Annotated in this window: 22 protein-coding genes and 1 tRNA gene; 12 read left to right on the top strand and 11 right to left on the bottom strand. The window is 70.5% G+C overall.

Features of this window, described 5'->3' with window-relative positions; genetic code table 11:
• Positions 1-234 precede the first annotated feature (234 nt).
• The 6 genes from paaA to G9272_RS22845 all read left to right on the top strand — a co-directional run bounded on the left by paaA (position 235) and on the right by G9272_RS22845 (position 5,141).
• Positions 235-1,248 (top strand): 1,2-phenylacetyl-CoA epoxidase subunit PaaA, encoded by a 1,014-nt coding sequence (gene paaA, locus G9272_RS22870; protein WP_171398296.1) that lies wholly within the window; start codon positions 235-237, stop codon positions 1,246-1,248.
• Entirely contained in the window at positions 1,245-1,532 is a 288-nt protein-coding gene (gene paaB, locus G9272_RS22865) for a 1,2-phenylacetyl-CoA epoxidase subunit PaaB (protein ID WP_054242083.1), read from the top strand. The genes paaA and paaB overlap by 4 nt, the downstream gene beginning before the upstream one ends.
• On the top strand, positions 1,529-2,251 hold the full coding sequence (gene paaC / locus G9272_RS22860; RefSeq protein ID WP_171398295.1) for a 1,2-phenylacetyl-CoA epoxidase subunit PaaC: 723 nt from the start codon (positions 1,529-1,531) through the stop codon (positions 2,249-2,251). Before paaB ends, paaC begins: the two co-directional genes overlap by 4 nt.
• Positions 2,245-2,784: a 1,2-phenylacetyl-CoA epoxidase subunit PaaD gene (paaD, locus tag G9272_RS22855; RefSeq protein ID WP_171398294.1), complete on the top strand. Its 540-nt coding sequence runs from the start codon at positions 2,245-2,247 to the stop codon at positions 2,782-2,784. Before paaC ends, paaD begins: the two co-directional genes overlap by 7 nt.
• Complete coding sequence (locus G9272_RS22850; RefSeq protein WP_171398293.1) at positions 2,784-3,845, top strand: 2Fe-2S iron-sulfur cluster-binding protein; 1,062 nt, start codon at positions 2,784-2,786, stop codon at positions 3,843-3,845. Before paaD ends, G9272_RS22850 begins: the two co-directional genes overlap by 1 nt.
• Positions 3,846-3,944: 99 nt before the next feature.
• Complete coding sequence (locus G9272_RS22845) at positions 3,945-5,141, top strand: acyl-CoA dehydrogenase family protein (RefSeq protein WP_171398292.1); 1,197 nt, start codon at positions 3,945-3,947, stop codon at positions 5,139-5,141.
• Between the two features lie 90 nt (positions 5,142-5,231).
• On the opposite strand, the gene G9272_RS22840 is transcribed toward G9272_RS22845, so the two are convergent.
• The 5 genes from G9272_RS22840 to G9272_RS22820 form a co-directional block, all read right to left on the bottom strand.
• A complete protein-coding gene (locus G9272_RS22840) occupies positions 5,232-5,561 on the bottom strand; it encodes a rhodanese-like domain-containing protein (RefSeq protein WP_057606281.1) in 330 nt (109 codons plus the stop codon).
• A 61-nt stretch (positions 5,562-5,622) separates the two neighbouring features.
• Positions 5,623-6,420 (bottom strand): J domain-containing protein, encoded by a 798-nt coding sequence (locus G9272_RS22835; RefSeq protein ID WP_171398291.1) that lies wholly within the window; start codon positions 6,418-6,420, stop codon positions 5,623-5,625.
• 103 nt (positions 6,421-6,523) lie between these two features.
• A complete protein-coding gene (locus G9272_RS22830; protein WP_171398290.1) occupies positions 6,524-8,002 on the bottom strand; it encodes a DUF2252 domain-containing protein in 1,479 nt (492 codons plus the stop codon).
• 292 nt (positions 8,003-8,294) lie between these two features.
• Positions 8,295-9,563 (bottom strand): sensor histidine kinase, encoded by a 1,269-nt coding sequence (locus G9272_RS22825; RefSeq protein ID WP_171402117.1) that lies wholly within the window; start codon positions 9,561-9,563, stop codon positions 8,295-8,297.
• A 243-nt stretch (positions 9,564-9,806) separates the two neighbouring features.
• Positions 9,807-9,893: transfer RNA gene (locus G9272_RS22820), tRNA-Leu, on the bottom strand.
• 411 nt (positions 9,894-10,304) lie between these two features.
• Here G9272_RS22820 and G9272_RS22815 point away from each other — a divergent pair.
• The 6 genes from G9272_RS22815 to pknB all read left to right on the top strand — a co-directional run bounded on the left by G9272_RS22815 (position 10,305) and on the right by pknB (position 18,452).
• The gene (locus tag G9272_RS22815) at positions 10,305-11,186 is read left to right on the top strand and encodes an FhaA domain-containing protein (RefSeq protein WP_171398289.1); all 882 of its coding nucleotides are present in this window, start codon (positions 10,305-10,307) and stop codon (positions 11,184-11,186) included.
• Positions 11,187-11,196: 10 nt separating this feature from the next.
• On the top strand, positions 11,197-11,709 hold the full coding sequence (locus G9272_RS22810) for an FHA domain-containing protein FhaB/FipA (protein WP_171398288.1): 513 nt from the start codon (positions 11,197-11,199) through the stop codon (positions 11,707-11,709).
• 92 nt (positions 11,710-11,801) lie between these two features.
• Complete coding sequence (locus G9272_RS22805) at positions 11,802-13,370, top strand: Stp1/IreP family PP2C-type Ser/Thr phosphatase (RefSeq protein WP_253267900.1); 1,569 nt, start codon at positions 11,802-11,804, stop codon at positions 13,368-13,370.
• 27 nt (positions 13,371-13,397) lie between these two features.
• A complete protein-coding gene (locus G9272_RS22800) occupies positions 13,398-14,837 on the top strand; it encodes an FtsW/RodA/SpoVE family cell cycle protein (protein WP_171398287.1) in 1,440 nt (479 codons plus the stop codon).
• A complete protein-coding gene (locus G9272_RS22795) occupies positions 14,834-16,303 on the top strand; it encodes a peptidoglycan D,D-transpeptidase FtsI family protein (protein WP_171398286.1) in 1,470 nt (489 codons plus the stop codon). The genes G9272_RS22800 and G9272_RS22795 overlap by 4 nt, the downstream gene beginning before the upstream one ends.
• Positions 16,304-16,472: 169 nt before the next feature.
• Positions 16,473-18,452 carry a Stk1 family PASTA domain-containing Ser/Thr kinase gene (gene pknB / locus G9272_RS22790; protein WP_171398285.1) on the top strand — a complete coding sequence of 660 codons (1,980 nt, stop codon included), beginning with the start codon at positions 16,473-16,475 and terminating at the stop codon, positions 18,450-18,452.
• 82 nt (positions 18,453-18,534) lie between these two features.
• Here the strand turns inward: pknB and G9272_RS22785 are convergent, their stop codons facing one another.
• Genes G9272_RS22785 through G9272_RS22760 form a run of 6 tightly spaced genes read right to left on the bottom strand, consistent with a single transcriptional unit; the run spans position 18,535 to position 22,803 of the window.
• Positions 18,535-19,296: a class E sortase gene (locus G9272_RS22785; RefSeq protein ID WP_171398284.1), complete on the bottom strand. Its 762-nt coding sequence runs from the start codon at positions 19,294-19,296 to the stop codon at positions 18,535-18,537.
• A 22-nt stretch (positions 19,297-19,318) separates the two neighbouring features.
• Positions 19,319-20,374 (bottom strand): class E sortase, encoded by a 1,056-nt coding sequence (locus G9272_RS22780; RefSeq protein WP_171398283.1) that lies wholly within the window; start codon positions 20,372-20,374, stop codon positions 19,319-19,321.
• Positions 20,371-21,009, bottom strand: a complete 639-nt coding sequence (locus tag G9272_RS22775) for an aminodeoxychorismate/anthranilate synthase component II (RefSeq protein ID WP_171398282.1) — start codon at positions 21,007-21,009, stop codon at positions 20,371-20,373. The genes G9272_RS22780 and G9272_RS22775 overlap by 4 nt, the downstream gene beginning before the upstream one ends.
• A complete protein-coding gene (locus G9272_RS22770) occupies positions 21,006-21,167 on the bottom strand; it encodes a hypothetical protein (RefSeq protein WP_171398281.1) in 162 nt (53 codons plus the stop codon). The genes G9272_RS22775 and G9272_RS22770 overlap by 4 nt, the downstream gene beginning before the upstream one ends.
• 52 nt (positions 21,168-21,219) lie before the next feature.
• Positions 21,220-21,903, bottom strand: a complete 684-nt coding sequence (locus G9272_RS22765) for a class E sortase (protein ID WP_171398280.1) — start codon at positions 21,901-21,903, stop codon at positions 21,220-21,222.
• A 27-nt stretch (positions 21,904-21,930) separates the two neighbouring features.
• Entirely contained in the window at positions 21,931-22,803 is an 873-nt protein-coding gene (locus tag G9272_RS22760) for a DUF881 domain-containing protein (RefSeq protein ID WP_171398279.1), read from the bottom strand.
• Between the last annotated feature and the right edge of the window lie 115 nt (positions 22,804-22,918).

Genomic DNA, 22,918 nt, shown 5'->3' with positions numbered 1-22,918 from the left:
GAACGGTACTCAGCCTCACCCGTTCGGCGCAGCCCCCTCCCCGCGACACCCGGGCCGGCACAGGGCCGGGGCGGGTTGTCCACAGGGGATGCCCGCAGGTTATCCACAGCGGTTGACACCTTACGACGGCCGTCCCACCATGGAATCGCACGGACCGAACGATCGGTCGGGAGAAGGCTCGGGTAGAGCCGAGGCCAAGGCACCGAGCCGAGGCCCAAGGTCAAGGGGGACCGCATGGCGACAGCAGCCGCGCACCAGACGGCCCGCACAGCGCCGCACACCGGGCAGGACCGCGCAGCCGGCGCCGACGAGGCGTACGCGCGCGTCTTCGACGCCACCGTGGCCGCCGACGAACGCATCGAGCCACGCGACTGGATGCCCGACGCCTACCGCGCGACGCTGGTCCGCCAGATCGCCCAGCACGCGCACTCCGAGATCATCGGCATGCAGCCGGAGGCCAACTGGATCACCCGCGCGCCCTCCCTGCGCCGCAAGGCCATCCTCATGGCGAAGGTCCAGGACGAGGCGGGCCACGGGCTCTATCTGTACAGCGCGGCCGAAACCCTCGGCACCAGCCGCGAGGAACTGCTCGACAAGCTCCACTCCGGCCGCCAGAAGTACTCCTCGATCTTCAACTACCCCACGCTGACCTGGGCGGACGTCGGCGCGATCGGCTGGCTGGTGGACGGCGCCGCGATCACCAACCAGGTGCCCCTGTGCCGCTGCTCCTACGGCCCGTACGCCCGCGCGATGGTCCGTGTCTGCAAGGAGGAGTCCTTCCATCAGCGCCAGGGTTACGAGCTGCTGCTGGCCCTCAGCCGAGGCACCCCGGAGCAGCACGCGATGGCGCAGGACGCGGTGGACCGCTGGTGGTGGCCGTCACTGATGATGTTCGGCCCACCCGACGACGAGTCCGCGCACTCCGCGCAGTCGATGGCCTGGAAGATCAAGCGCCACTCGAACGACGAACTGCGCCGGCGCTTCGTCGACATCTGTGTCCCCCAGGCGGCCTCGCTCGGCCTCACGCTCCCCGACCCGGACCTGAAGTGGAACGAGGAGCGGGGCCACCACGACTTCGGAGCCATCGACTGGACCGAGTTCAAGGAGGTCCTCAAGGGCAACGGCCCCTGCAACGAGCAGCGGATCACACAACGCAGGCGCGCACACGAAGAGGGCGCGTGGGTACGAGAGGCGGCCGCCGTCTACGCGGCCAAACACAGCTCTGGGACGGAAGTGGAGCAGGCATGACGAACACCGACTGGCCCCTGTGGGAGGTCTTCGTGCGCTCCCGGCGCGGCCTCTCCCACACCCACGCCGGCAGCCTGCACGCGCCGGACGCCGAGTTCGCCCTGCGCAACGCGCGCGACCTGTACACCCGGCGCGGCGAGGGCGTCTCGATCTGGGTCGTGCCGTCCTCCGCGATCACGGCCTCCTCACCGGACGAGAAGGATCCGTTCTTCGAACCGTCCGCCGACAAGCCGTACCGGCACCCGACGTTCTACGAGATCCCGGAAGGGGTGAAGCACCTGTGACCACGACGACGCACACCCACACCGCCGCCCTCGCCCTCGGCGACGACGCCCTGGTGCTCTCCCACCGCCTGGGGGAGTGGATGGGCCACGCGCCCGTCCTCGAGGAGGAGGTCGCCCTCGCCAACATCGCCCTCGATCTGCTGGGCCAGGCCCGGATCCTGCTGTCGATGGCCGGCGACGAGGACGAGTTGGCGTACCTGCGCGAGGAACGCGCCTTCCGCAACCTCCAGTTGGTCGAGCAGCCCAACGGCGACTTCGCCCACACCATCGCCCGCCAGCTGTACTTCTCCACCTACCAGCACCTGCTGTACGCGCGGCTGGCGGCCGTGGAGGGCCCGTTCACCGGACTGGCGGCGAAGGCCGTCAAGGAGGTCGCCTACCACCGCGACCACGCCGAACAGTGGACGCTGCGGCTCGGCGACGGCACCGAGGAGAGCCACGAGCGGATGCAGCGGGCCTGCACGGCACTGTGGCGGTTCACCGGGGAGATGTTCGCCCCCCTGGACGGCCTCGACCTCGACCGGTCGGAGCTGGAGTCGGTCTGGCTGGAGTCGGTGCGGAGCGTGCTGGGGCGGGCCGGCCTGGCCGTGCCCGAGGGCTCGCGCACCGGAGCCTGGAGCGCCGGCGCGGGCCGCGAGGGCCTGCACACCGAGTCCTTCGGCCGGATGCTCGCCGAGATGCAGCATCTGCACCGCAGCCACCCGGGCGCGTCATGGTGACGCTCACCCCGCTGGAGGCGGAACTCCTCGAGGTCGCCGGCTCGGTGCCCGACCCCGAACTGCCCGTGGTCACCCTCCGGGAACTCGGTGTCGTGCGCGCGGTGCACGTACGGGACGCGGACGCCGTCGAGGTCGAGCTGACCCCCACCTACACCGGCTGCCCGGCGGTGGAGGCGATGTCCGTGGACATCGAACGGGCGCTGCACGCACACGGGGTCCGGGAGGTCAGCGTGCGCACGGTGCTGTCCCCCGCCTGGTCGACCGACGACATCTCCGCCGAAGGACGCCGAAAACTCCGGGAGTTCGGCATCGCACCGCCACGCGTGCGAGAGGCAGCCGAACCGGTCGGCATCACCCTGGGCCCCACCCGAACCCGGGGCGTGGACATGGGCGCGGCCTTGGAGCCGATCCGCTGCCCGCACTGCGGCTCCGCCGACACCGAGCTGCTCAGCCGCTTCTCCTCCACCGCCTGCAAGGCGCTGCGGCGCTGCCTCGCCTGCCGTGAACCCTTCGACCACTTCAAGGAGTTGTGATGGCCCGCTTCCACCCGCTCCAGGTGGCCGCGGTGGACCACCTCACCGACGACTCCGTCACCCTCACCCTCACGGTCCCCGACGCGCTGCGCGAGGAGTACCGGCACGCGCCCGGCCAGCATCTCGCCCTGCGCCGCGTGGTCGACGGGACCGAGGTCAGGCGGACGTACTCGATCTGCTCGCCCGCACCCGATCCCGACGGTGCGGGGCCCGGCACGCTGCGGGTGGGCGTGCGGCTGGTCGAGGGCGGGGCCTTCTCGACGTACGCGCTGAAGGAGATCGCCGTCGGCGACGAGCTGGACGTGATGACGCCGGCCGGCCGGTTCACCCTCGCCCCCGCGCCCGGCCGGTACGCCGCGATCGTCGGCGGCAGCGGGATCACGCCGGTGCTGTCGATCGTCTCGACACTGCTGGCCCGCGAGCCCGCGGCCCGCTTCTGCCTCATCCGCAGCGACCGGACGGCCGCCTCGACGATGTTCCTGGAGGAGGTCGCCGACCTCAAGGACAGGTATCCCGAGCGGTTCCAGCTGGTCACCGTGCTCTCCCGGGAGGAGCAGCAGGCCGGGCTGCCGTCCGGGCGGCTGGACCGGGAGCGGCTGACCGGACTGCTGCCGTCGCTGCTGCCGGTGGCGGAGGTGTCGGGGTGGTTCCTGTGCGGACCGTTCGGCCTCGTCCAGGGCGCGGAGCAGGCGCTGCGGGAGATCGGGGTCGCGCGGTCCCGGATCCACGAGGAGATCTTCCACGTGGAGGTCACGGCGCCCCCGGCGCGCGTGGCGGCTCCCGCCCACAGCACCGTGACCGCCCGGCTCGACGGCCGGGGCGGCAGCTGGCCCGTGCGGGACGGGGAGTCGGTCCTGGAGACGGTGCTGCGCAACCGGCCGGACGCGCCCTACGCCTGCAAGGGCGGGGTGTGCGGGACCTGCCGGGCCTTCCTGGTCTCCGGCGAGGTGCGCATGGACCGCAACTTCGCGCTGGAACCGGAGGAGACGGACTCCGGGTATGTGCTGGCCTGCCAGTCGCATCCGCTGACGGAGGCGGTGGAGGTGGACTTCGACCGGTGAGCAGCACGCGATGAGGGGGCGACCGACCGTTCCCTTCTTCTAGAACCTGTTCTATCTTGACGCTCCGTCAGATCAGCTGACCCGTCGGGAGGACAGGCCGTGGACTTCACCTTCACCGAGGAGCAGCAGGCAGCGGCGGAGGCGGCGCGGGGGGTGTTCGCCGGGGTCGCCCCCGACGACGTGCCGAGCCCCGCGCTCACCAGGGGCGCCGTGGCCGACGACTTCGACCGCGCCCTGTGGGCCAGGCTCGCCTCGGCGGACCTGCTGAGCCTCCTGCTGGACGAGGAGTTCGGCGGGGCGGGCCTCGACGCGATCGCGCTCTGTCTGGTGCTGCGCGAGGCGTCCAAGGTGCTGGCACGGGTACCGCTGCTGGAGAGCAGCGCGGCCGCAGCCGCCCTGGAGGCCTACGGTGGCCCGGAGTTGAAGTCGTCCCTGCTCGCCCGGGCCGGCCGGGGCGAGATCGTCCTCACCGTCGCCGCGAACGGCCGCACCGGCCACGATCCGGCCGAACTCGCCGTGACCGCACGGCAGAACGGCACGGCCCACGGGAGGGACACGGGCGACGGACAGGGAGCGGGCGGCCCGGGGGAGCCGGGCGCCGGCGAGTGGGTGCTGGACGGGGTGCAGACGGTGGTGCCGTGGGCGTACGACGCCGACTTCGTCGTCGTACCGGCGCGCACCGGGGACGACCGGAGCGTCCTCGCCGTCGTCGCACGCGGGCACGAAGGAGTCGTGCTCGCCGAGCAGGTCTCCACCACCGGTGAGCGGCTCGGCGAACTGCGCCTCGAATCGGCGAGGATCGCCGACCGGGACGTCATCACCGCCGACGGCGCCTGGGAATGGCTGCGCGCCCTGCTCACCACGGGGACCTGCGCGCAGGCGCTCGGGCTGGGCGAGCGCGTACTGGCGATGACCGGCGAGTACGCAGGCAAGCGGGAGCAGTTCGGACACCCCATCGCTACTTTCCAGGCCGTCGCCGTGCAGGCCGCCGACCGCTACATCGACCTGCGCGCGATGGAGGTCACGCTGTGGCAGGCCGCTTGGCGGATCGCCTCCGGGGCGCCGGGCGCACTGCCGGCCTCCGGGGATGTCGCCGTGGCCAAGATCTGGGCCTCGGAAGGCGTACGGCGGGTCGTGCAGACCGCACAGCATCTGCACGGAGGCTTCGGCGCCGACGTCGACTACCCACTGCACCGGTACCACGCCTGGGCCAAACACCTGGAACTGTCGCTCGGCCCGGCCGCGGCACACGAGGAAGCCCTGGGCGACCTACTGGCCGCCCACCCCCTCGGCTGACGCCCACCCCGGCAGGACGAACCGGCCGCCCCGACGAGGCCACCACCGGTCCGACCACCGACCAGTCCAACGACCTGCCGGTCCGACGACTTACAGGACGGAGCCCGGGTTGCCCTCGTCCGTGACGACCGGGCGGCCCGTGGCGGCCCAGAACTGCATGCCGCCGTCGACGTTCACGGCGTCGATGCCCTGCTGGACGAGGTACATGGTGACCTGGGCCGACCGACCGCCGGAGCGGCAGATCACATGGACCCGACCGTCCTGCGGAGCCGCCTCGGTCAGCTCACCGTAGCGGGCGACGAACTCGCTGATGGGGATGTGCAGTGCCCCTTCGGCGTGACCCGCCTGCCACTCGTCGTCCTCGCGGACGTCCAGCAGGAAGTCGTCGTCCTTGAGGTCGCCGACCTCGACCGTGGGCACACCAGCTCCGAAACTCATGTGCCCGACGCTACCCGACCGGGCATACGACACGACCGGTCCGCTAGCCCACCAGCTCGGCCAGCTCCGCCTCCCGGGCGGCGACGTCCGCGAGGAGCTTGTCGGCGATCTCGTCCAGGAGCCGGTCGGGGTCCTCCGGCGCCATGCGGAGCATCGAGCCGATCGCGCTCTCCTCCAGTTCCCGGGCGACCAGCGCGAGCATCTCCTTGCGCTGAGCGAGCCACTCGAGACGGGCGTAGAGCTCCTCGCTGGGGCTCGGGCTCCGCTCCGCGGGCGCCGGACCGGCCGCCCACTCCTCGGCCAGCTCGCGCAGCAGCGCTACCTCGCCACGGGCGTAGGCCGCGTTGACGCGGGTGATGAACTCCTCCCGCCGGGCCCGCTCGGCATCCTCCTGGGCCAGGTCCGGGTGCGCCTTGCGGGCCAGCTCGCGGTACAGCTTGCGGGCCTCCTCGCTGGGCCGCACCCGCTGCGGGGGCCGGACCGACTGGTCCGTGAGCATCGCCTCGGCCTCGGGGAACAGCCCTTCGCCGTCCATCCAGCCGTGGAACAGTTCCTCGACCCCGGGCATCGGCATGACCCTGGCCCGCGCCTCGGCGGCCTTGCGCTTGTCCTCGGGATCACCGCTGCGCGCGGCCCTGGCCTCGGCGATCTGGGCATCCAGTTCGTCGAGCCGGGCGTACATCGGGCCGAGTTTCTGATGGTGGAGCCGCGAGAAGTTCTCGACCTCGACGCGGAAGGTCTCCACCGCGATCTCGAACTCGATCAACGCCTGCTCGGCGGCCCGCACGGCCTGCTCCAGCCGTGCCTCGGGCCGGGGCTGCTCAGCTTCGGGGGTCGTCACCCGACCAGCCTAGGCCAACGCTCCCCCGAACCCACCAGGCCGACCGTCCCGCAGGGGTCACCCTGCCCGGGCTCCCCCTGCTCCGGCTCCGCCCGCCCGCGCCTCACACGCCCGTCTCCGCCGCGATCCGCCCCGCCCGTACCGCCGCCACCAGATCCGAGTGATCCGCCTCGGTGCGGTCGGCGTAGGCGACGGCGAAGGTGGCGATCGCCTCGTCGAGTTCCTCGTTCTTGCCGCAGTAGCCGGCGATGAGGCGGGGGTCGGCGCTGTGGGAGTGGGCGCGGGCGAGAAGCGCGCCGGTCATCCGGCCGTAGTCGTCGACCTGGTCGGCGGCGAGCGCGGCCGGGTCGACGCTGCCCTTGCGGTTGCGGAACTGCCGTACCTGGAAGGGGAGTCCGTCGACCGTCGTCCAGCCCAGCAGTATGTCGCTGACGACCTGCATGCGCTTCTGGCCGATGACCACCCGGCGTCCCTCGTGCTCCACCTCCGGCACCTGGAAGCCGGCGGCCGCCAGATGCGGGACCAGGGCCGAGGCGCGGGCCTCCTTCACCTGGAGGATCAGCGGCTCGCCCCGGTGGTCGAGCAGCAGCACCACATACGACCTCGTCCCCACGCTGCCCGTGCCGACGATGCGGAAGGCGACGTCGTGGACCGCGTGGCGGGCCAGCAGCGGATGGCGGTCCTCGGACAGGGTGGTCAGGTAGTGCTCCAGGGACGCGGCCACCGCGTGGGCCTCCGCATCCGGAACGCGGCGCAGCACCGGCGGCGCGTCGACGAAGCGGCGGCCGCCGTTCTCCGTCGGCTCGGTCGACTTCGCCGCGAACCGTCCACTGGTGTTGGCCCGCGCCTTCTCCGAGACCCGCTCCAGGGTGCCCAGCAGGTCGTGCGCGTCGGTGTGGGAGACCAGTTCCTCGTCGGCGATGGCGTTCCACGCGTCCAGCACGGGGAGCTTCGCCAGGAGCCGCATGGTGCGGCGGTAGGAGCCGGCCGCGCCGTGCGCCGCCCTGTGGCAGGTGTCCTCGTCCGCGCCGGCCTCACGGCCCGCGAGCACCAGCGAGGCGGCGAGCCGCTTGAGGTCCCACTCCCAGGGGCCGTCGACGGTCTCGTCGAAGTCGTTCAGGTCGATGACCAGGCCGCCCCGCGCGTCGCCGTACAGACCGAAGTTCGCGGCGTGGGCGTCGCCGCAGATCTGGGCGCGGATCCCGGTCATGGCGGTGCGGGCCAGGTCGTACGCCATGAGTCCGGCCGAGCCGCGCAGGAACGCGAACGGCGTCGCCGTCATCCGGCCGACCCGAATCGGGGCCAGCTCCGGGATGCGGCCCCGGCTGGACTCCTCGACCGCCGCCACCGCGTCCGGCCGGGAGGGGTCCAGGTCGAACGCGGCGTGTGACGACCGCGGCACCCGGCCGCGCAGAGCCTTGCCCGCCTCCTTGGGCGAGCCCGGCTGCGGCGTCCCCGGAGCCGCCCCCGCTTCCGGTCCCGCGGCGGGCCGCTCGGTGGGCCACTCGGCGAAGCCCCGCACTCGGGGAAGCCTGCGCGCCCCACCCATCTCTGCCCCCGCACCACCGGCCTCGGTCACCATGACCGCCTCCCCCGCACACGTACGTCCGTCGGCTCGACGAGCCGAACATCAACTCGTGCCGACCGTACAGCCCGACGACGGGACGGCGGCAGCCCCTGTGGACAACCTCCCGCCTGTGGAAAACCCCTCGTCCGCCCCCGCGGGGCAGCCCACCCGGCGCACGCCCTCGCCGTGGGCAACGGCTCCACGACGGCGGCCCCACGACGGCGGGCATGTTTCACGTGAAACACGCCCTCCAGGCCAAAACGCCCACGTCGCACTCCCCGCGCACAGGTCTCACCACACATAGGTCTCACCACACACAGGGCAGCTCCACAGCGATCGTGGTCGGTCCCCCGGCGGGGCTGTCCACGTTCACCACGCCGTCCAGCGCGGCCACCCGGCGCCGGATCCCCAGCAAGCCGGACCCCGCACCTTCGTCCGCGCCGCCGAGACCCTCGTCCCGCACCACCGCCCGCAGCCCGTTCCGCAACCGCACCAGCTCGACGGCCGCCCGCGGCGACCCGCTGTGCTTGACGACGTTGGTGAGCGCCTCCGCCACCGCGAAGTAGGCAGCGGCCTCCACCGCGGCGGGCGCCCGATATCCGCGGGAACCGTCAGAGCCGCCCGGCCCACCGCTCGGGCCGACCGCCCCACCGCGGCCACCGCCACCGCCACCACCCCCGCCGCCGTTGCTGCTGCTGCTGCTGCCAACGCCACCGCTGTCCAGGAGTCCTTCCACCCGCACCGTCACCTCCAGCCCGCTGCCGGCGGCCAGCGCCCGTACCGCGCCCGTGAGGCCGCGGTCGGTGAGGATCGGCGGATGGATGCCGCGGACGACGTGCCGCAGTTCCGTGAGCGCCTGTTCGGCCTGGTCCTGCGCGTCCGCCATGAGTTTGCGCGCGGAGTCCGGATCGCGGTCGAAGGCCCGCTGGGCGAGCCCGATCCGCATGGACAGGGCGACCAGGCGGGCCTGGGCGCCGTCGTGCAGGTCACGTTCGATACGGCGCAGTTCGGCACCGTGCGCGGCGATCGCGTCGGCGCGGGTCTCGGTCAGCGCCCGGACCCGGGCGGCGAGGCGTGCCTTGGGCGACGGCTTGAGCAGGGCCGCCGACCAGCGCGCCTCGACATCGGCGAGCCGGACGACCCACGGCAGGACGACCGCGTCCCGGCGCAGCAGCCCGCACCACACCCCGTCGACGACCAGCCCCACCGGCCACAGCGGCAGCGCGAGCAGCACCAGCCAGCCGTAGACATAGTGGGCGGCCATCCAGCGCAGGTCGGCGAGGGTGCCCGGGTCGCGGACGGCCGTGCGCAGCCGCTCGCGCAGGGTGCCGGTGAGCGGCTCGTACGCCTCGGGGATCTCGCGGCCCGTCCAGCCGGCGACCTGACGGCGTTTGGCCCCGGCGATCCGGCGGATCAGCAGCACCGCCTCGGGCAGCATCCACGCGCCGACGACCACGAGCGTGCCGATGGCGGCGATGAGCAGCACGGTGACGAAGAGATAGGTGCCGAAGGCCATCAGCGCGGCGATGAGCAGCCGGCCCGTGGCTCGTCCCGCCTGCCGGATCGTCGTCGTCATCGGGATCGTTTGCGCCATACACCCAACGCTAGGCCGCACCCGGGGTGAACGCGGTGTAGCCCGCTACACCCTCATGGGGCCCTCGCCGACGACCGGCGACCCGCACCGGGTCGTCGCTGCCTACGGCCCTGAGATGTTCCTCACACACGGTGAGCAACCATGGCCCGGACTCGACTGTGCCGGAAAGTACGCCCTCGGGATACGCGAAAGCCCCGCAGGTCCAGGACCTGCGGGGCTTTCGGCTGGTGCGCGAGGGGGGAGTTGAACCCCCACGCCCTTGCGGGCACTGGAACCTGAATCCAGCGCGTCTGCCTATTCCGCCACCCGCGCATTGGGTGTGTCTTCGGGCTTGTGGGCCTTTCGGCCTGGCGCCTTCCGACACGCAGAACATTAGCACGCGGGCCAGGGTGCGTTCACATCCCTTCTGCGGGGGCAGGGAGCAGGTGGGAGGCCATCGGCGGCCCCCGTACGTCTCGGCGATGACTGGTTCACGTATCAACCTCGTACCTAAGGCGGCCGTCTCCCCAGGAGCCGGACGAGGACCACAGTCAGGTGCGGGACACTGGTCCTCGGCCGCCTCTACGATCCTGGGCAGAAGCAGGTGCGCAAGAGGGCGTCGACACCCGTCGACGGGGCCGACAGGGGGAACCAGCCGATTCACCGGCGCGTGGATACGATCAGTAAGCAGTACCAGGTAGGCAGCACGGCACGGGAGAGCAGCCACTACGGAGGAGGTGCCCCATGGGAGTCCTGAAGAAGTTCGAGCAGCGTCTCGAGGGTCTGGTCAACGGCACCTTCGCGAAGGTGTTCAAGTCCGAGGTCCAGCCCGTGGAGATCGCCGGCGCGCTCCAGCGCGAGTGCGACAACAACGCGACCATCTGGAACCGGGACCGGACCGTCGTCCCCAACGACTTCATCGTGGAACTGAGCACGCCGGACTACGAGCGGCTCAGCCCCTACTCCGGCCAGCTCGGCGACGAGCTCGCCGGAATGGTGCGCGACTACGCCAAGCAGCAGCGCTACACCTTCATGGGCCCGATCAAGGTCAACCTGGAGAAGGCGGACGACCTCGACACCGGCCTGTACCGGGTGCGCAGCCGTACACTCGCCTCCTCCAGCAGCCAGGCGCCGGAGCAGCCGCCCGCGGGCGGCCGACAGCGTCCTGGCGGATCCGGCGGGCCCGGTTATCCCGGGGCCGGAGCCGGCGCCGCCGCTCCGCCCATGCCCTCCGCTCCGCCGCCCGGCGCCCGTGCCGGCGGCTACGGCTACCCGCCCGCCGCGAGCGCCCAGCGCCCCGGTACGGCGGCCGGCGGCCTGGCCGGGGCCCCACAGCCCGGGTCACGCGCCCGCCACTGGATCGAGATCAACGGCACCCGCCACCAGATCTCCCGCGGGACGCTCGTGATGGGCCGCAGCACCGAGGCCGACGTACGGATCGACGACCCCGGCGTCTCCCGCCGGCACTGTGAGATCCGGACCGGTTCGCCCTCGACGATCCAGGATCTCGGCTCCACCAACGGCATCGTGGTGGACGGGCAGCACACCACCCGCGCTACGCTCCGCGACGGCTCGCGGATCGTCGTGGGCAGCACCACCATCATTTACCGGCAAGCCGAAGGGTGAAGCGGGGGCAATGTCAGAGCTGACCCTCACGGTCATGCGGCTGGGTTTTCTGGCCGTACTGTGGCTGTTCGTCATCGTGGCCGTGCAGGTCATCCGCAGCGACCTCTTCGGTACGCGTGTCACCCAGCGCGGGGCGCGCCGGGAGGCCGGGCGGGCGCAGCAGGCACAGCGCCAGCAGGCGCCTCCGCAGCAGCGCCAGCAGCCCGCCGCCGGCCGCACACGTCGCAACGCACCTACCAAGCTGGTCGTGTCCGAGGGCACCCTCACCGGCACGACCGTCGCGCTCCAGGGCCAGACCATCACTCTGGGCCGGGCGCACGACAGCACGATCGTGCTGGACGACGACTACGCATCCAGCCGTCATGCCAGGATCTACCCGGACCGCGACGGCCAGTGGATCGTCGAGGACCTGGGCTCCACCAACGGCACGTACCTCGACCGATCGCGGCTGACGACTCCCACGCCGATCCCGCTGGGCGCGCCGATCCGTATCGGCAAGACCGTCATCGAGCTGCGGAAGTAGTGCTACATCATGACTGAGTGCGAGCGGAGCGAGCACGCGGCGGCGGCCGGCACCCATGGCCCCGGTGTGCTCCCGACCGGAGGGTGGGCAGTGTGGCTCGACACGACCGGCTGTACCCGGGGCCGACGGGCGAGGTGCGCATGAGCCTGTCACTGCGTTTCGCCGCCGGATCGCACAAGGGCATGATCCGGGAGGGCAACGAGGACTCCGGTTACGCCGGTCCCCGCCTGCTCGCCATCGCCGACGGCATGGGCGGCGCCGCCGCCGGTGAGGTCGCCTCCTCCGAGGCCATCTCCACCATCGTCGCCCTCGACGACGACGTCCCCGGCTCCGACGTCCTCACCTCGCTCGGTACCGCCGTCCAGCGCGCCAACGACCAGCTGCGCTCGCTGGTCGAGGAGGACCCCCAGCTCGAGGGCATGGGGACCACCCTGACCGCCCTGCTGTGGACCGGCCAGCGCCTCGGGCTCGTGCACGTCGGCGACTCGCGCGCGTACCTGCTGCGGGACGGCGTACTGACCCAGATCACGCAGGACCACACCTGGGTGCAGCGCCTCGTCGACGAGGGCCGCATCACCGAGGAAGAGGCCACCACCCACCCCCAACGGTCGCTGCTGATGCGCGCGTTGGGCAGCGGCGAACACGTCGAGCCGGATCTCTCCATCCGTGAGGTGCGGGCCGGCGACCGCTATCTGATCTGCTCCGACGGCCTCTCCGGCGTCGTCTCCCACCAGACGCTGGAAGACACCCTGGCCAGCTACCAGGGCCCCCAGGAGACCGTGGGCGAGCTGATCCAGCTCGCGCTGCGCGGCGGCGGCCCCGACAACATCACCGTCATCGTCGCCGACGTCCTCGACCTGGACACCGGCGACACCCTCGCCGGGCAGCTGTCCGACGTCCCGGTCGTGGTCGGCGCGGTCGCCGAGAACCAGCTCCAGCTGCACGACAACGGCATCATGCAGACCCCGGCAGGACGCGCCTCGGGCCTCGGCCGCAGGCAGCAAGGGCGCGGCGGAGGCGGCGAGTTCGGCCCGCCCGGCTCCGGCGACATCACCGGTTTCATCCCCACCGACGGCTTCGGCGACTACACCGACGACGACTTCGTCAAGCCCCGCAAGGGCCGTAGGTGGCTGAAGAGATCCTTCTACGGCGTGCTCGCGCTCGCCGTGATCGGCGGCGGCCTGTACGGCGGCTGGCGCTGGACGCAGACGCAGTACTACGTCGGCACCAAGGACGAGCACGTCGCGCTGTACCGCGGCATCAGCCAGGACCTGGCCTGGGTGTCGCTGTCGAAGGTGGAGAAGGACCACCCCGAGATCGAACTCAAGTACCTCCCGGACTACCAGCAGAAGCTGGTCGAGGCGACGATCGCCGAGGGCAACCTGTCCACCGCCCAGAAGAAGATCGACGAGCTGGCCGTCCAGGCCTCCGCGTGCAAGAAGCACGCCGAGACCCCCACGGCGAGCAAGACCGGTTCGAAGACCGGCGAGGACCAGGCCGGCGGCACCACGGGAACCACGCCCGTCTCCGTCACGTCCAAGGCATCGCCGAGCCCCTCGGCAACCGCGTCCCCGTCCGCACCCGCGACCACTACTCCCACCCCCGGCCCCAGCCTTTCGGAGGAAGAGCAGAAGGTCGTCTCGCGGTGCGGTGAGCAGTAGGCAAGCCGTGAGAGGCCCCGTCACACGATGAGCAGTACTACCAACTCGCCGACGCACCACACGTCCACGATCGGCTCGATCGGTACACCGAGCCGGCGCAACACCGAGCTCGCGCTGCTGGTGTTCGCCGTCGCCATCCCGGTCTTCGCCTACGCCAACGTGGGCCTCGCCATCAACGACCAGGTGCCGTCCGGCCTCCTGAGCTACGGCCTCGGCCTCGGCCTGCTGGCCGGCGTCGCGCACCTCGTCGTGCGCAAGTTCGCGCCGTACGCGGACCCCCTGCTGCTGCCGGTGGCCACGCTGCTGAACGGGCTCGGACTCGTCGCCATCTGGCGGCTGGACCAATCCAAGCTGCTCCAGCGGATCGAACAGGCCGGTACCGCCGCGCCACGGCAGCTGCTGTACACGGCGATGGGCATCGCGCTGTTCGTCGTGGTGCTGGTCTTCCTCAAGGACCACCGCGTCCTCCAGCGCTACACCTACATCTCCATGGTCGGCGCGATCTTCCTGCTGCTGCTGCCGCTCGTGCCGGGCCTCGGGCAGAACATCTACGGCGCCAAGATCTGGATCTCCGTCGCCGGTTTCTCCATCCAGCCCGGTGAGTTCGCCAAGATCGTCCTGGCGATCTTCTTCGCCGGCTATCTGATGGTGAAGCGCGACGCGCTCGCCCTGGCCAGCCGCCGCGTCCTCGGCCTGTATCTGCCGCGCGGCCGCGACCTCGGCCCGATCATCGTCGTCTGGATCATCTCGATCCTGATCCTGGTCTTCGAGACGGACCTCGGCACCTCGCTGCTGTTCTTCGGAATGTTCGTCATCATGCTGTACGTCGCCACCGAGCGGACCAGCTGGATCGTCTTCGGCATGCTGATGTCCGCGGCCGGCGCGGTCGGCGTGGCCCAGTTCGAGAGCCACGTCCAGCAGCGTGTCCAGGCCTGGCTCGACCCGCTCAAGGAGTACAAGCTCTCCCAACAGGGCGTCGGCGGTCACTCCGAGCAGGCCATGCAGGCCCTGTGGGCGTTCGGCTCCGGCGGCACCCTGGGCACCGGCTGGGGCCAGGGCCACTCCGAGCTGATCAAGTTCGCCGCCAACTCCGACTTCATCCTCGCCACCTTCGGCGAGGAGCTCGGCCTGGCCGGCATCATGGCGCTGCTGCTGCTGTACGGCCTGATCGTCGAGCGCGGTGTGCGCACCGCCCTCGCCGCCCGCGACCCCTTCGGCAAGCTGCTGGCCATCGGCCTCTCCGGCGCCTTCGCCCTCCAGGTGTTCGTCGTCGCCGGCGGTGTGATGGGCCTCATCCCGCTCACCGGTATGACGATGCCCTTCCTGGCCTACGGCGGTTCCTCCGTCATCGCCAACTGGGCACTGATCGGCATCCTGATCCGCATCAGCGACACCGCGCGCCGCCCCGCGCCCGCCCCCGCCTCGAACCCCGACGCCGAGATGACCCAGGTGGTCCGCCCGTCATGAACAAGCCCCTGCGCCGGATCGCGATCTTCTGCGGCCTCCTGGTCCTCACCCTGCTGCTGCGCGACAACTACCTCCAGTACGTCAAGGCGGACAGCCTCGCCAGCGACACCAAGAACCGCCGCGTCAACATCACGCGCTACTCCACCCCGCGCGGCGACATCATCGTCGACGGCAAGGCCATCACCGGCTCGGTCGAGACCACCGGCGACTACAAGTACAAGCGCACCTGGTCCAACGGCGCGATGTGGGCGCCGGTCACCGGCTACTCCTCGCAGGCCTTCGGCGCCACCCAGCTGGAGAAGCTGGAGGACGGCATCCTCAGCGGCAACGACGACCGGCTCTTCTTCCGCAACACCCTGGACATGATCACGGGCAAGGAGAAGGAGGGCGGCAGCGTCGTCACCACCCTCAACGCCGCCGCGCAGAAGGCCGCGTACAAGGGCCTGGGCGACAAGAAGGGCGCGGTCGCCGCGATCGAGCCGTCCACCGGCAAGATCCTGGCGCTGGTCTCCACGCCGTCGTACGACCCGTCGAAGTTCGCCGGGTCCTCCGACACGGACCAGGAGGCGTGGAACGCGGTCCAGAAGAAGAACGACGCCGACGACCCGATGCTCAACCGCGCGCTGCGCGAGACCTACCCGCCGGGCTCCACGTTCAAGGTGGTCACGGCCGCCGCCGCGCTGGAGAACGGCGAGGTCTCCGGCGTCGACGACAAGACCGACACCCCGGACCCGTTCCCGCTGCCGCTGTCCACGAACAAGCTCACCAACGAGCACGGCGAATGCGAGAACGCCACGCTGCGTTACGCGCTCACGGTGTCCTGCAACACCGTCTTCGCGAAGATGGCCGACAACGTCGGCAACGAGAAGATGATCGAGCAGGCCGGGAAGTTCGGCTTCAACGAAGCCGAACTCGACACCCCGGTGCGCGCCGCCGAGTCGGTCTACCCCGAGGACAACCGGCCGCAGAACTCCCTGGACGGCATCGGCCAGGGCTCCAACCGCGCCACCCCGCTCCAGATGGCCATGGTCGCCTCGGCGGTCGCCAACGACGGCAAGCTGATGAAGCCGTACATGGTCGACCAGCTCAAGGCCCCCAACCTGGACACCCTGGAGACGACCGAGCCCCAGCAGCTGTCCCAGGCCGTCTCGTCCAAGACGGCACAGGCCCTCCAGGAAATGATGGAGTCGGTCGTCAACGACCCGCAGGGCACCGGCGGCAAGGCCAAGATCGACGGCGCCGTCGTCGGCGGCAAGACCGGTACCGCCCAGCACGGCCTCAACAACAAAGAGAAGCCGTACGCCTGGTTCATCTCGTACGCGAAGCTGTCCGACGGCAGCGCGCCGGTCGCGGTCGCCGTCGTCGTCGAGGACGGCGCCGCCAACCGCGGCGACATCACCGGCGGCGGTCTCGCCGGTCCGATCGCAAGGGACGTGATGAAGGCAGTCATCGACAGCAAGAAGTGACCCCCATCACGTCGCCTACACATCGGTGCACGTTGCGATACCGGTCCTGTATCGGGTGACGGGCTTGGCCAGGTCACACAGCGCCGTCCGGGTACGGTATGCCCGGACGGTAGCCTCCGGCCGCACACGTGTGCCGGTCGGGACCGACGGAGAGGGCTGGTAGGTAGCTATGGAAGAGCCGCGTCGCCTCGGCGGCCGGTACGAGCTGGGCCATGTGCTCGGCCGTGGTGGCATGGCCGAGGTCTATCTCGCGCATGACACCCGCCTCGGCCGCACCGTGGCGGTGAAGACGCTGCGCGCGGACCTCGCGCGCGACCCTTCCTTCCAGGCCCGGTTCCGCCGGGAGGCCCAGTCTGCCGCCTCGCTCAACCACCCCGCGATCGTCGCGGTCTACGACACGGGCGAGGACTACATCGACGGGGTCTCGATCCCGTACATCGTCATGGAGTACGTCGACGGCTCCACGCTCCGTGAGCTGCTCCACTCCGGCCGCAAGCTGCTGCCGGAGCGGACGCTGGAGATGACCATCGGCATCCTCCAGGCCCTGGAGTACTCGCACAGAGCCGGCATCGTCCACCGTGACATCAAGCCCGCGAACGTCATGCTGACGCGCAACGGCCAGGTCAAGGTCATGGACTTCGGTATCGCCCGCGCCATGGGCGACTCCGGGATGACGATGACCCAGACGTCCGCGGTCATCGGCACGGCCCAGTACCTCTCGCCGGAGCAGGCCAAGGGCGAGCAGGTCGACGCGCGCTCCGACCTGTACTCCTCGGGCTGTCTGCTCTACGAGCTGCTGACGGTCCGCCCGCCGTTCGTCGGGGACTCCCCGGTGGCCGTGGCCTACCAGCACGTCCGGGAGGAGCCGCAGCCCCCGAGCGTCTTCGACCCCGAGATCACCCCCGAGATGGACGCCATCGTCCTGAAGGCGCTGGTCAAGGACCCGAACTACCGCTACCAGTCCGCCGACGAGATGCGCCTGGACATCGAGGCCTGCCTCGACGGCCAGCCGGTCGGCGCGACGGCGGCCATGGGCTCGGTCGGTTACGGCGGCTACGGCAACGACCAGGCGACCACGGCCATGCGCTCCGCGGACGCCGGGGCCACGTCGATGCTGCCGCCGATGAACCCGGACGACGGCGGCTACGGCTACGACGACCGGCCCGACCGGCGCCGCCAGAAGAAGTCCAACGCCTCCACGATCCTGCTGGTCGTCGCCGCCGTGCTGGTGCTCGTCGGCGCGGTACTGATCGGCAAGTGGGTGTTCAGCGGCGGCGTGAACAACGAGTCGGTGGCGGTGCCCAACCTGCTCGGCCAGGTCCAGGCCGACGCGGAGAAACAGCTGACCAACAGCGACCTCAAGCTGGGCACGATCACCCAGAAGGCCTGCGAGGACCAGCCCAAGGGCAAGATCTGCGACCAGGACCCCAAGGCCGCGACCAAGGTCGACAAGGACTCCACCGTCAACCTCGTCGTGTCGACCGGGGCGCCGAAGGTGGCGGTGCCGAGTGTCCTCGGCAAGAGCCTGGAGGACGCCAAGGCACTCCTGGAGGGCGACCAGTACGGGCTCGTCGTCGAGACCAAGGAGCAGGTGTCCACCGAGGAGGAGGGCACCGTCCTGGAGCAGAGCCTGAAGCTCGGCAAGGAGGTGGAGAAGGGCACCACCATCACCCTCACCATCGCCAAGGCCGAGGAGAAGGCCACCGTCCCGGACGTCTCCAACAAGAGCTGCGACGAGGCCAAGGCGCAGATGGAGCAGAACAACCTCAAGGGCAACTGCGTCGAGGTCGACACCCAGGACCAGAACCAGGTCGGCAAGGTCATCCAGACCGTCCCCTCGATCGGCTCCCAGGCCGACAAGGACTCCACGGTCCAGATCCAGATCGGCAAGAGCACCCAGACCCAGGTCCCGTCCAACCTCCAGGGCCTGAGCGTCAAGGACGCCAAGAAGGCGCTCCAGGACGCGGGTCTGACCGTCGGCAACATCACCGGTAACTCGGACGACGACGCTCAGGTCATCAGCTCGGACCCGGCCCCCGGCAGCACCGTCAACAAGGGGCAGACGGTCAACCTGGTCGCCTTCAAGAACGGCGGCAACAACGGCGGCAACAACGGCGGGACCACCTTCTTCGGTGGGACCAGCGGTTAGCCGCACACGGCAAGAGCGTGGGCCCCACCGGATGCGTCCGGTGGGGCCCTTGTCTTGGTGCGAGCTCGGTCCGAGCCGCGGTCTAGCTCAGTTCCTTCGGCGGCGTCCGGTCCGCGTCCACCTTCTCCACGCGCTCCAACTCCCCCCACACCACGTACCGGTACCGGCTCGTGTACACCGGCGTGCAGGTCGTCAGGGTGATGTAGCGGCCGGCCTTCTTCTTGCCGGACTCCTTGGGGATCTGGCCGAGGACCTCGACGTTGTACTTCGAGGTCTCGGGGAGGACCGCGTACACCTTGTAGACGTACCAGTCGTCCTTCGTCTCGAAGACGATCGGGTCGCCCTCCTCCAGCTTGTCGATGTTGTGGAACTTCGCGCCGTGGCCGTCGCGGTGGGCGGCGAGCGTGAAGTTGCCCGCCTTGCCGCTCGCCGGGAGAACGGCCTTGAAGGGATCGGTGTAGTAGCCGGCGACACCCTCGTTGAGGACCTTGGACGAGGTGCCCTTCTCGACCAGCACCTCGCCGTTCTTCATCGCGGGCACATGCAGGAAGCCGATGCCGTCCTTGGTGTCGAGCGCCCCGGGACCGCTGTCCTGCTGGGCCCAGTTGTCGCGGACCTTGTCGCCCTGCCGGTCCGCGTGCCGGTCGGCCACGACGTTCGTCCACCACAGGGAGTAGACGACGAACAGGCCGAGCACCAGGCCTGCCGTGATGAGGAGTTCGCCGAAGACGCTGACCGCCAACGCGATCCGGCCTCCCCCGCGGCGCCGCGGCGCGGGATCGGGCGCGTCCACGCGCGCGTGCTCTTCGTGCTCGGTGTCGCCGGTGGTCGCTGCCACGTTCATCTGCCCCTACTCGACTGCACGCCTACTCGACGAGCGCATCCGGCTTTCCCTTGCTGCGCGGCCGTTCCTCGACCATCTTGCCCCAGACGATCAGGCGGTACTTGCTGGTGAACTCCGGGGTGCAGGTGGTGAGGGTGATGTACCGGCCCGGCCCGGTGAATCCGGACTCCGGCGGCACGGGGTCGAGGACGCTCGTGTTGCTGGGCGCGGTCACCGGCAGCGAGGACGCCATCTTGTAGACGAAGTACTCGTCCTGCGTCTCGACGACGATGTCGTCGCCCGCCTGGAGCCTGTTGATGTAGCGGAACGGCTCGCCGTGCGTGTTGCGGTGGCCCGCGAGTCCGAAGTTGCCGGTCTTCGCGTCGGGCATCGCCGTCTCCAGCGGGCTCTCGCCGTAGTGCCCGACCATGCCCTTGTCGAGCACCTTCTTGTTGCTGACGCCCTCGGCGATCGGCACCACCACGTCCAGCTTCGGGATGTGCAGGATGGCGAAGCCCTGCCCCGGCGAGAACACCCCGGGGGCGCCCTTGCCGTTCGCCCAGTCGTCCTGGAGGCTGCTCGCCTCCTTGTCGGCCTGCGCGTGCGCCCGCACGTTCGTCCACCACAGCTGGTAGGTGACGAAGAGCAGCATCAGCACGCCCGTGGTGATGAACACCTCGCCGACCGCCCGGCTGGCGACCACGGCGGCGCTCGGCTTACGGGCCCGCGCCCGACGGCGCGCCTCGACGCGTGACAGCGGCCGCTCGTCCTGGGCCGGCGCGTCGGCCCCGTTGTACGACTCGGACACCTCGCCCGGGCCCCCATGACGGCCGTGACGGCCCTTGGCGGCCTTTCTGCGGGCCGCGCGACCCCCCGCCGGGGTTCCAGGGGCGGGGGAGGCCGTGGAGGCGCCAGAAGCGGACATGGGGTCGCCGCCGAACATGGACGCCGGCGGAATCCGCAGCGCCACCGTCTCCTCGTCGATCGGCGGCTGGTACGGCTCCCGGGCGTAGGGCTCGGCTCCGTAGGCATCACCGCCGAACGACTCGTACGGCGCGGTGCCGTACGAGTCCTCGCGCTCGGGGCGCAGCGCGGTCACGCCGTGGCCCTGCCCACCACCGGGGCGAGCCCCACCGACCTCGCCACCGCGCCCTGGTCGCCGCACTCCACCAGCCAGTTGGCCAGCATCCGGTGCCCGTGCTCGGTCAGCACCGACTCGGGGTGGAACTGGACTCCCTCGACGGGCAGTTCACGGTGGCGCAGCCCCATGATGATCCCGTCGTGCGTACGGGCCGTGACCTCGAGTGCGGCCGGGACCGTTGCCGGCTCCGCGGCCAGCGAGTGGTAGCGGGTCGCCGTGAAGGGGGTCGGCAGGCCGGCGAACACGCCCCGGCCCTCGTGCTCCACCAGCGAGGTCTTGCCGTGCAGCAGCTCCGGCGCCCGGTCCACGACACCGCCGTACGCCACCTGCATCGACTGCATGCCCAGGCAGACGCCGAAGACGGGGACACCGGTGGCCGCGCAGTGCCGGACCATCTCGATGCAGACGCCGGCCTCCTCGGGCGTACCGGGCCCGGGGGAGAGCAGCACACCGTCGAAGCCGTCCTGGGCGTGGGCCGTGGAGACCTCGTCGTTGCGCAGGACCTCGCACTCGGCGCCCAGCTGGTACAGGTACTGGACCAGGTTGAAGACGAAGCTGTCGTAGTTGTCGACGACGAGAATGCGCGCGCTCACTGGTTGTCCACCGTCACATCGTTGAAGGGAAGCAGCGGTTCGGCCCACGGGAAGACGTACTGGAACAGTGCGTACACCACGGCCATGACCAGCATGATCGAGATCAGCGCCTTGACCCACGCGTTTCCCGGCAGATGCCGCCAGATCCAGCCGTACATGCCGTCCCTTCCGTCGCATCACGGCACCTGACTCACGCCGTACGCCACCAGACTAACGGCGCAGGGCCTTCGGTTCGCCTGCCTCCACGGGCTGTGTGGAGTCCAGGTGCGCCCAGACGATCAGCCGGTGACTGTGCCCCCATTCCGGATCGCACGTGGTCAACGTCAGGTACCGGCCCGGACGCGTGTACCCCGACTTACGTGGCACAGCGTCGATCACCTCGACGTCCGAGGGCACGGTTTTGTAAGGCCCTTTGTCGATCCGATAGGTGAACCAGGTCGTCCCGTCCGTCAGGACCACCGCGTCCCCCCGTCTGAGCTCGGGAAAGTCCTTGAACGGGTCGCCGTAGGTACGGCGGTGACCCGCGACGGAGAAGTTTCCGGTCTGCCCGAGCCGCGCGCTGCCGGCGTAGTGCCCGAGCCCCTTCTTCAGGGTGCCGGTCGCCGTGCCTTCGAGCACCGGCTTGTTCCACGTGAAACCAAGACGTGGGATGTACATCACCGCGAAGGGCTTGCCGCTGCGGTACGGCGCCGGCCGCGCGGTGGCGCTCGCGCCGGGGGTGGGGCCCGCGGTCCCCTGTGCCCACCGGTCGTGGAGGTCGTCGATCTGGTCGCCCATGACGCGGTCGGCCTGTACGCCGGTCCAGAACAGCACGTAGACGACGAAGAGGACGATGACGGTGCCGGCGGTGATGCACAGCTCGCTGAACGTCCTGACGATCACCCGTACCGACACAGGCGCCCCCCGGCGGCCGCTGCTCCACTACTCCACAGGCTTGGCGTAGTGCAGATCCACTGTGCCCGAGTAGCCGGGCAGAGTCACCGCCCCGTCCTCGGTGACTTTCCAGCCGAGGCCGTAGACGTTCACGTAGACCATGTAGTTCTGGATCGCCGGGGCGTCGGCGAGCGCCTGCTGAAGCTTCTCCGGGTCGCCGACCGCCTGGATCTTGTACGGCGGTGAGTAGACGCGGCCCTGGAGGATCAGGGTGTTGCCGACACAGCGCACGGCGCTGGTGGAGATCAGCCGCTGGTCCATGACCTTGATGCCCTGGGCACCGCCCTGCCAGAGCGCGTTCACCACGGCCTGGAGGTCCTGCTGGTGGATGACCAGGTAGTCGGGCTGCGGCTCCGGGTAGCCGGGGAGCTTGGCGGTGGCGTTCGGCGGGGCGTCGTTGAGGGTGACCGTGATGGCCTTGCCCTTGACCTTCTGGGTCCCGGCGTCCTTCTCCAGTCCGGCGAGCTTGTCGTCCTGGGCCTGGGTGCTGCCGTCGTCCGCCTCGGCCAGCGACTCCACGTCGTCGCGCAGGGCCCCGTTCGTCTCGTCCAGCTCGCCGTTCTTCTGGCTGCGCTCCTGGATGAGGTCGGACAGCTTCAGCAGGGAGGCGTCCGTGCGGATGTTGGTGCCCTTGGCCGTGTTGAAGCTGGTGAAGAAGAGGAGGCCGGCGAGGGCGAAGACACCCACGGTGAGCACCCTTACGGGCCGGAAACCGCCCCGCCGGTCGGGCGAGGAGACGGGGGAAGCGGCCTGCGAAGAAGCCGGGGAACCGGCCGGGGAGGGCTCGGGCGCGGAAACACGGGCGGGATCGGGGGCGGAACCCGTTGTACCCGTCCGGGGGGAGTCGGCAGAATTGCTCAACGTACCCTTATCTCCTTCGGCGCCGTAGAAGCACTACGCTAACGGACGCCCGGGGGAGCCCTTCAGTCCCCTGGCACGCAGCCCCCGAGCCCGATCCAGCACCTGCGCGGCCACG

Origin of the sequence: Streptomyces asoensis (genome assembly GCF_013085465.1) — a bacterium.
GTDB lineage: Bacteria > Actinomycetota > Actinomycetes > Streptomycetales > Streptomycetaceae > Streptomyces > Streptomyces cacaoi_A.
The sequence above is the reverse complement of the archived record's forward strand: the minus strand, read 5'-3'. Positions and strand labels throughout refer to the sequence as shown.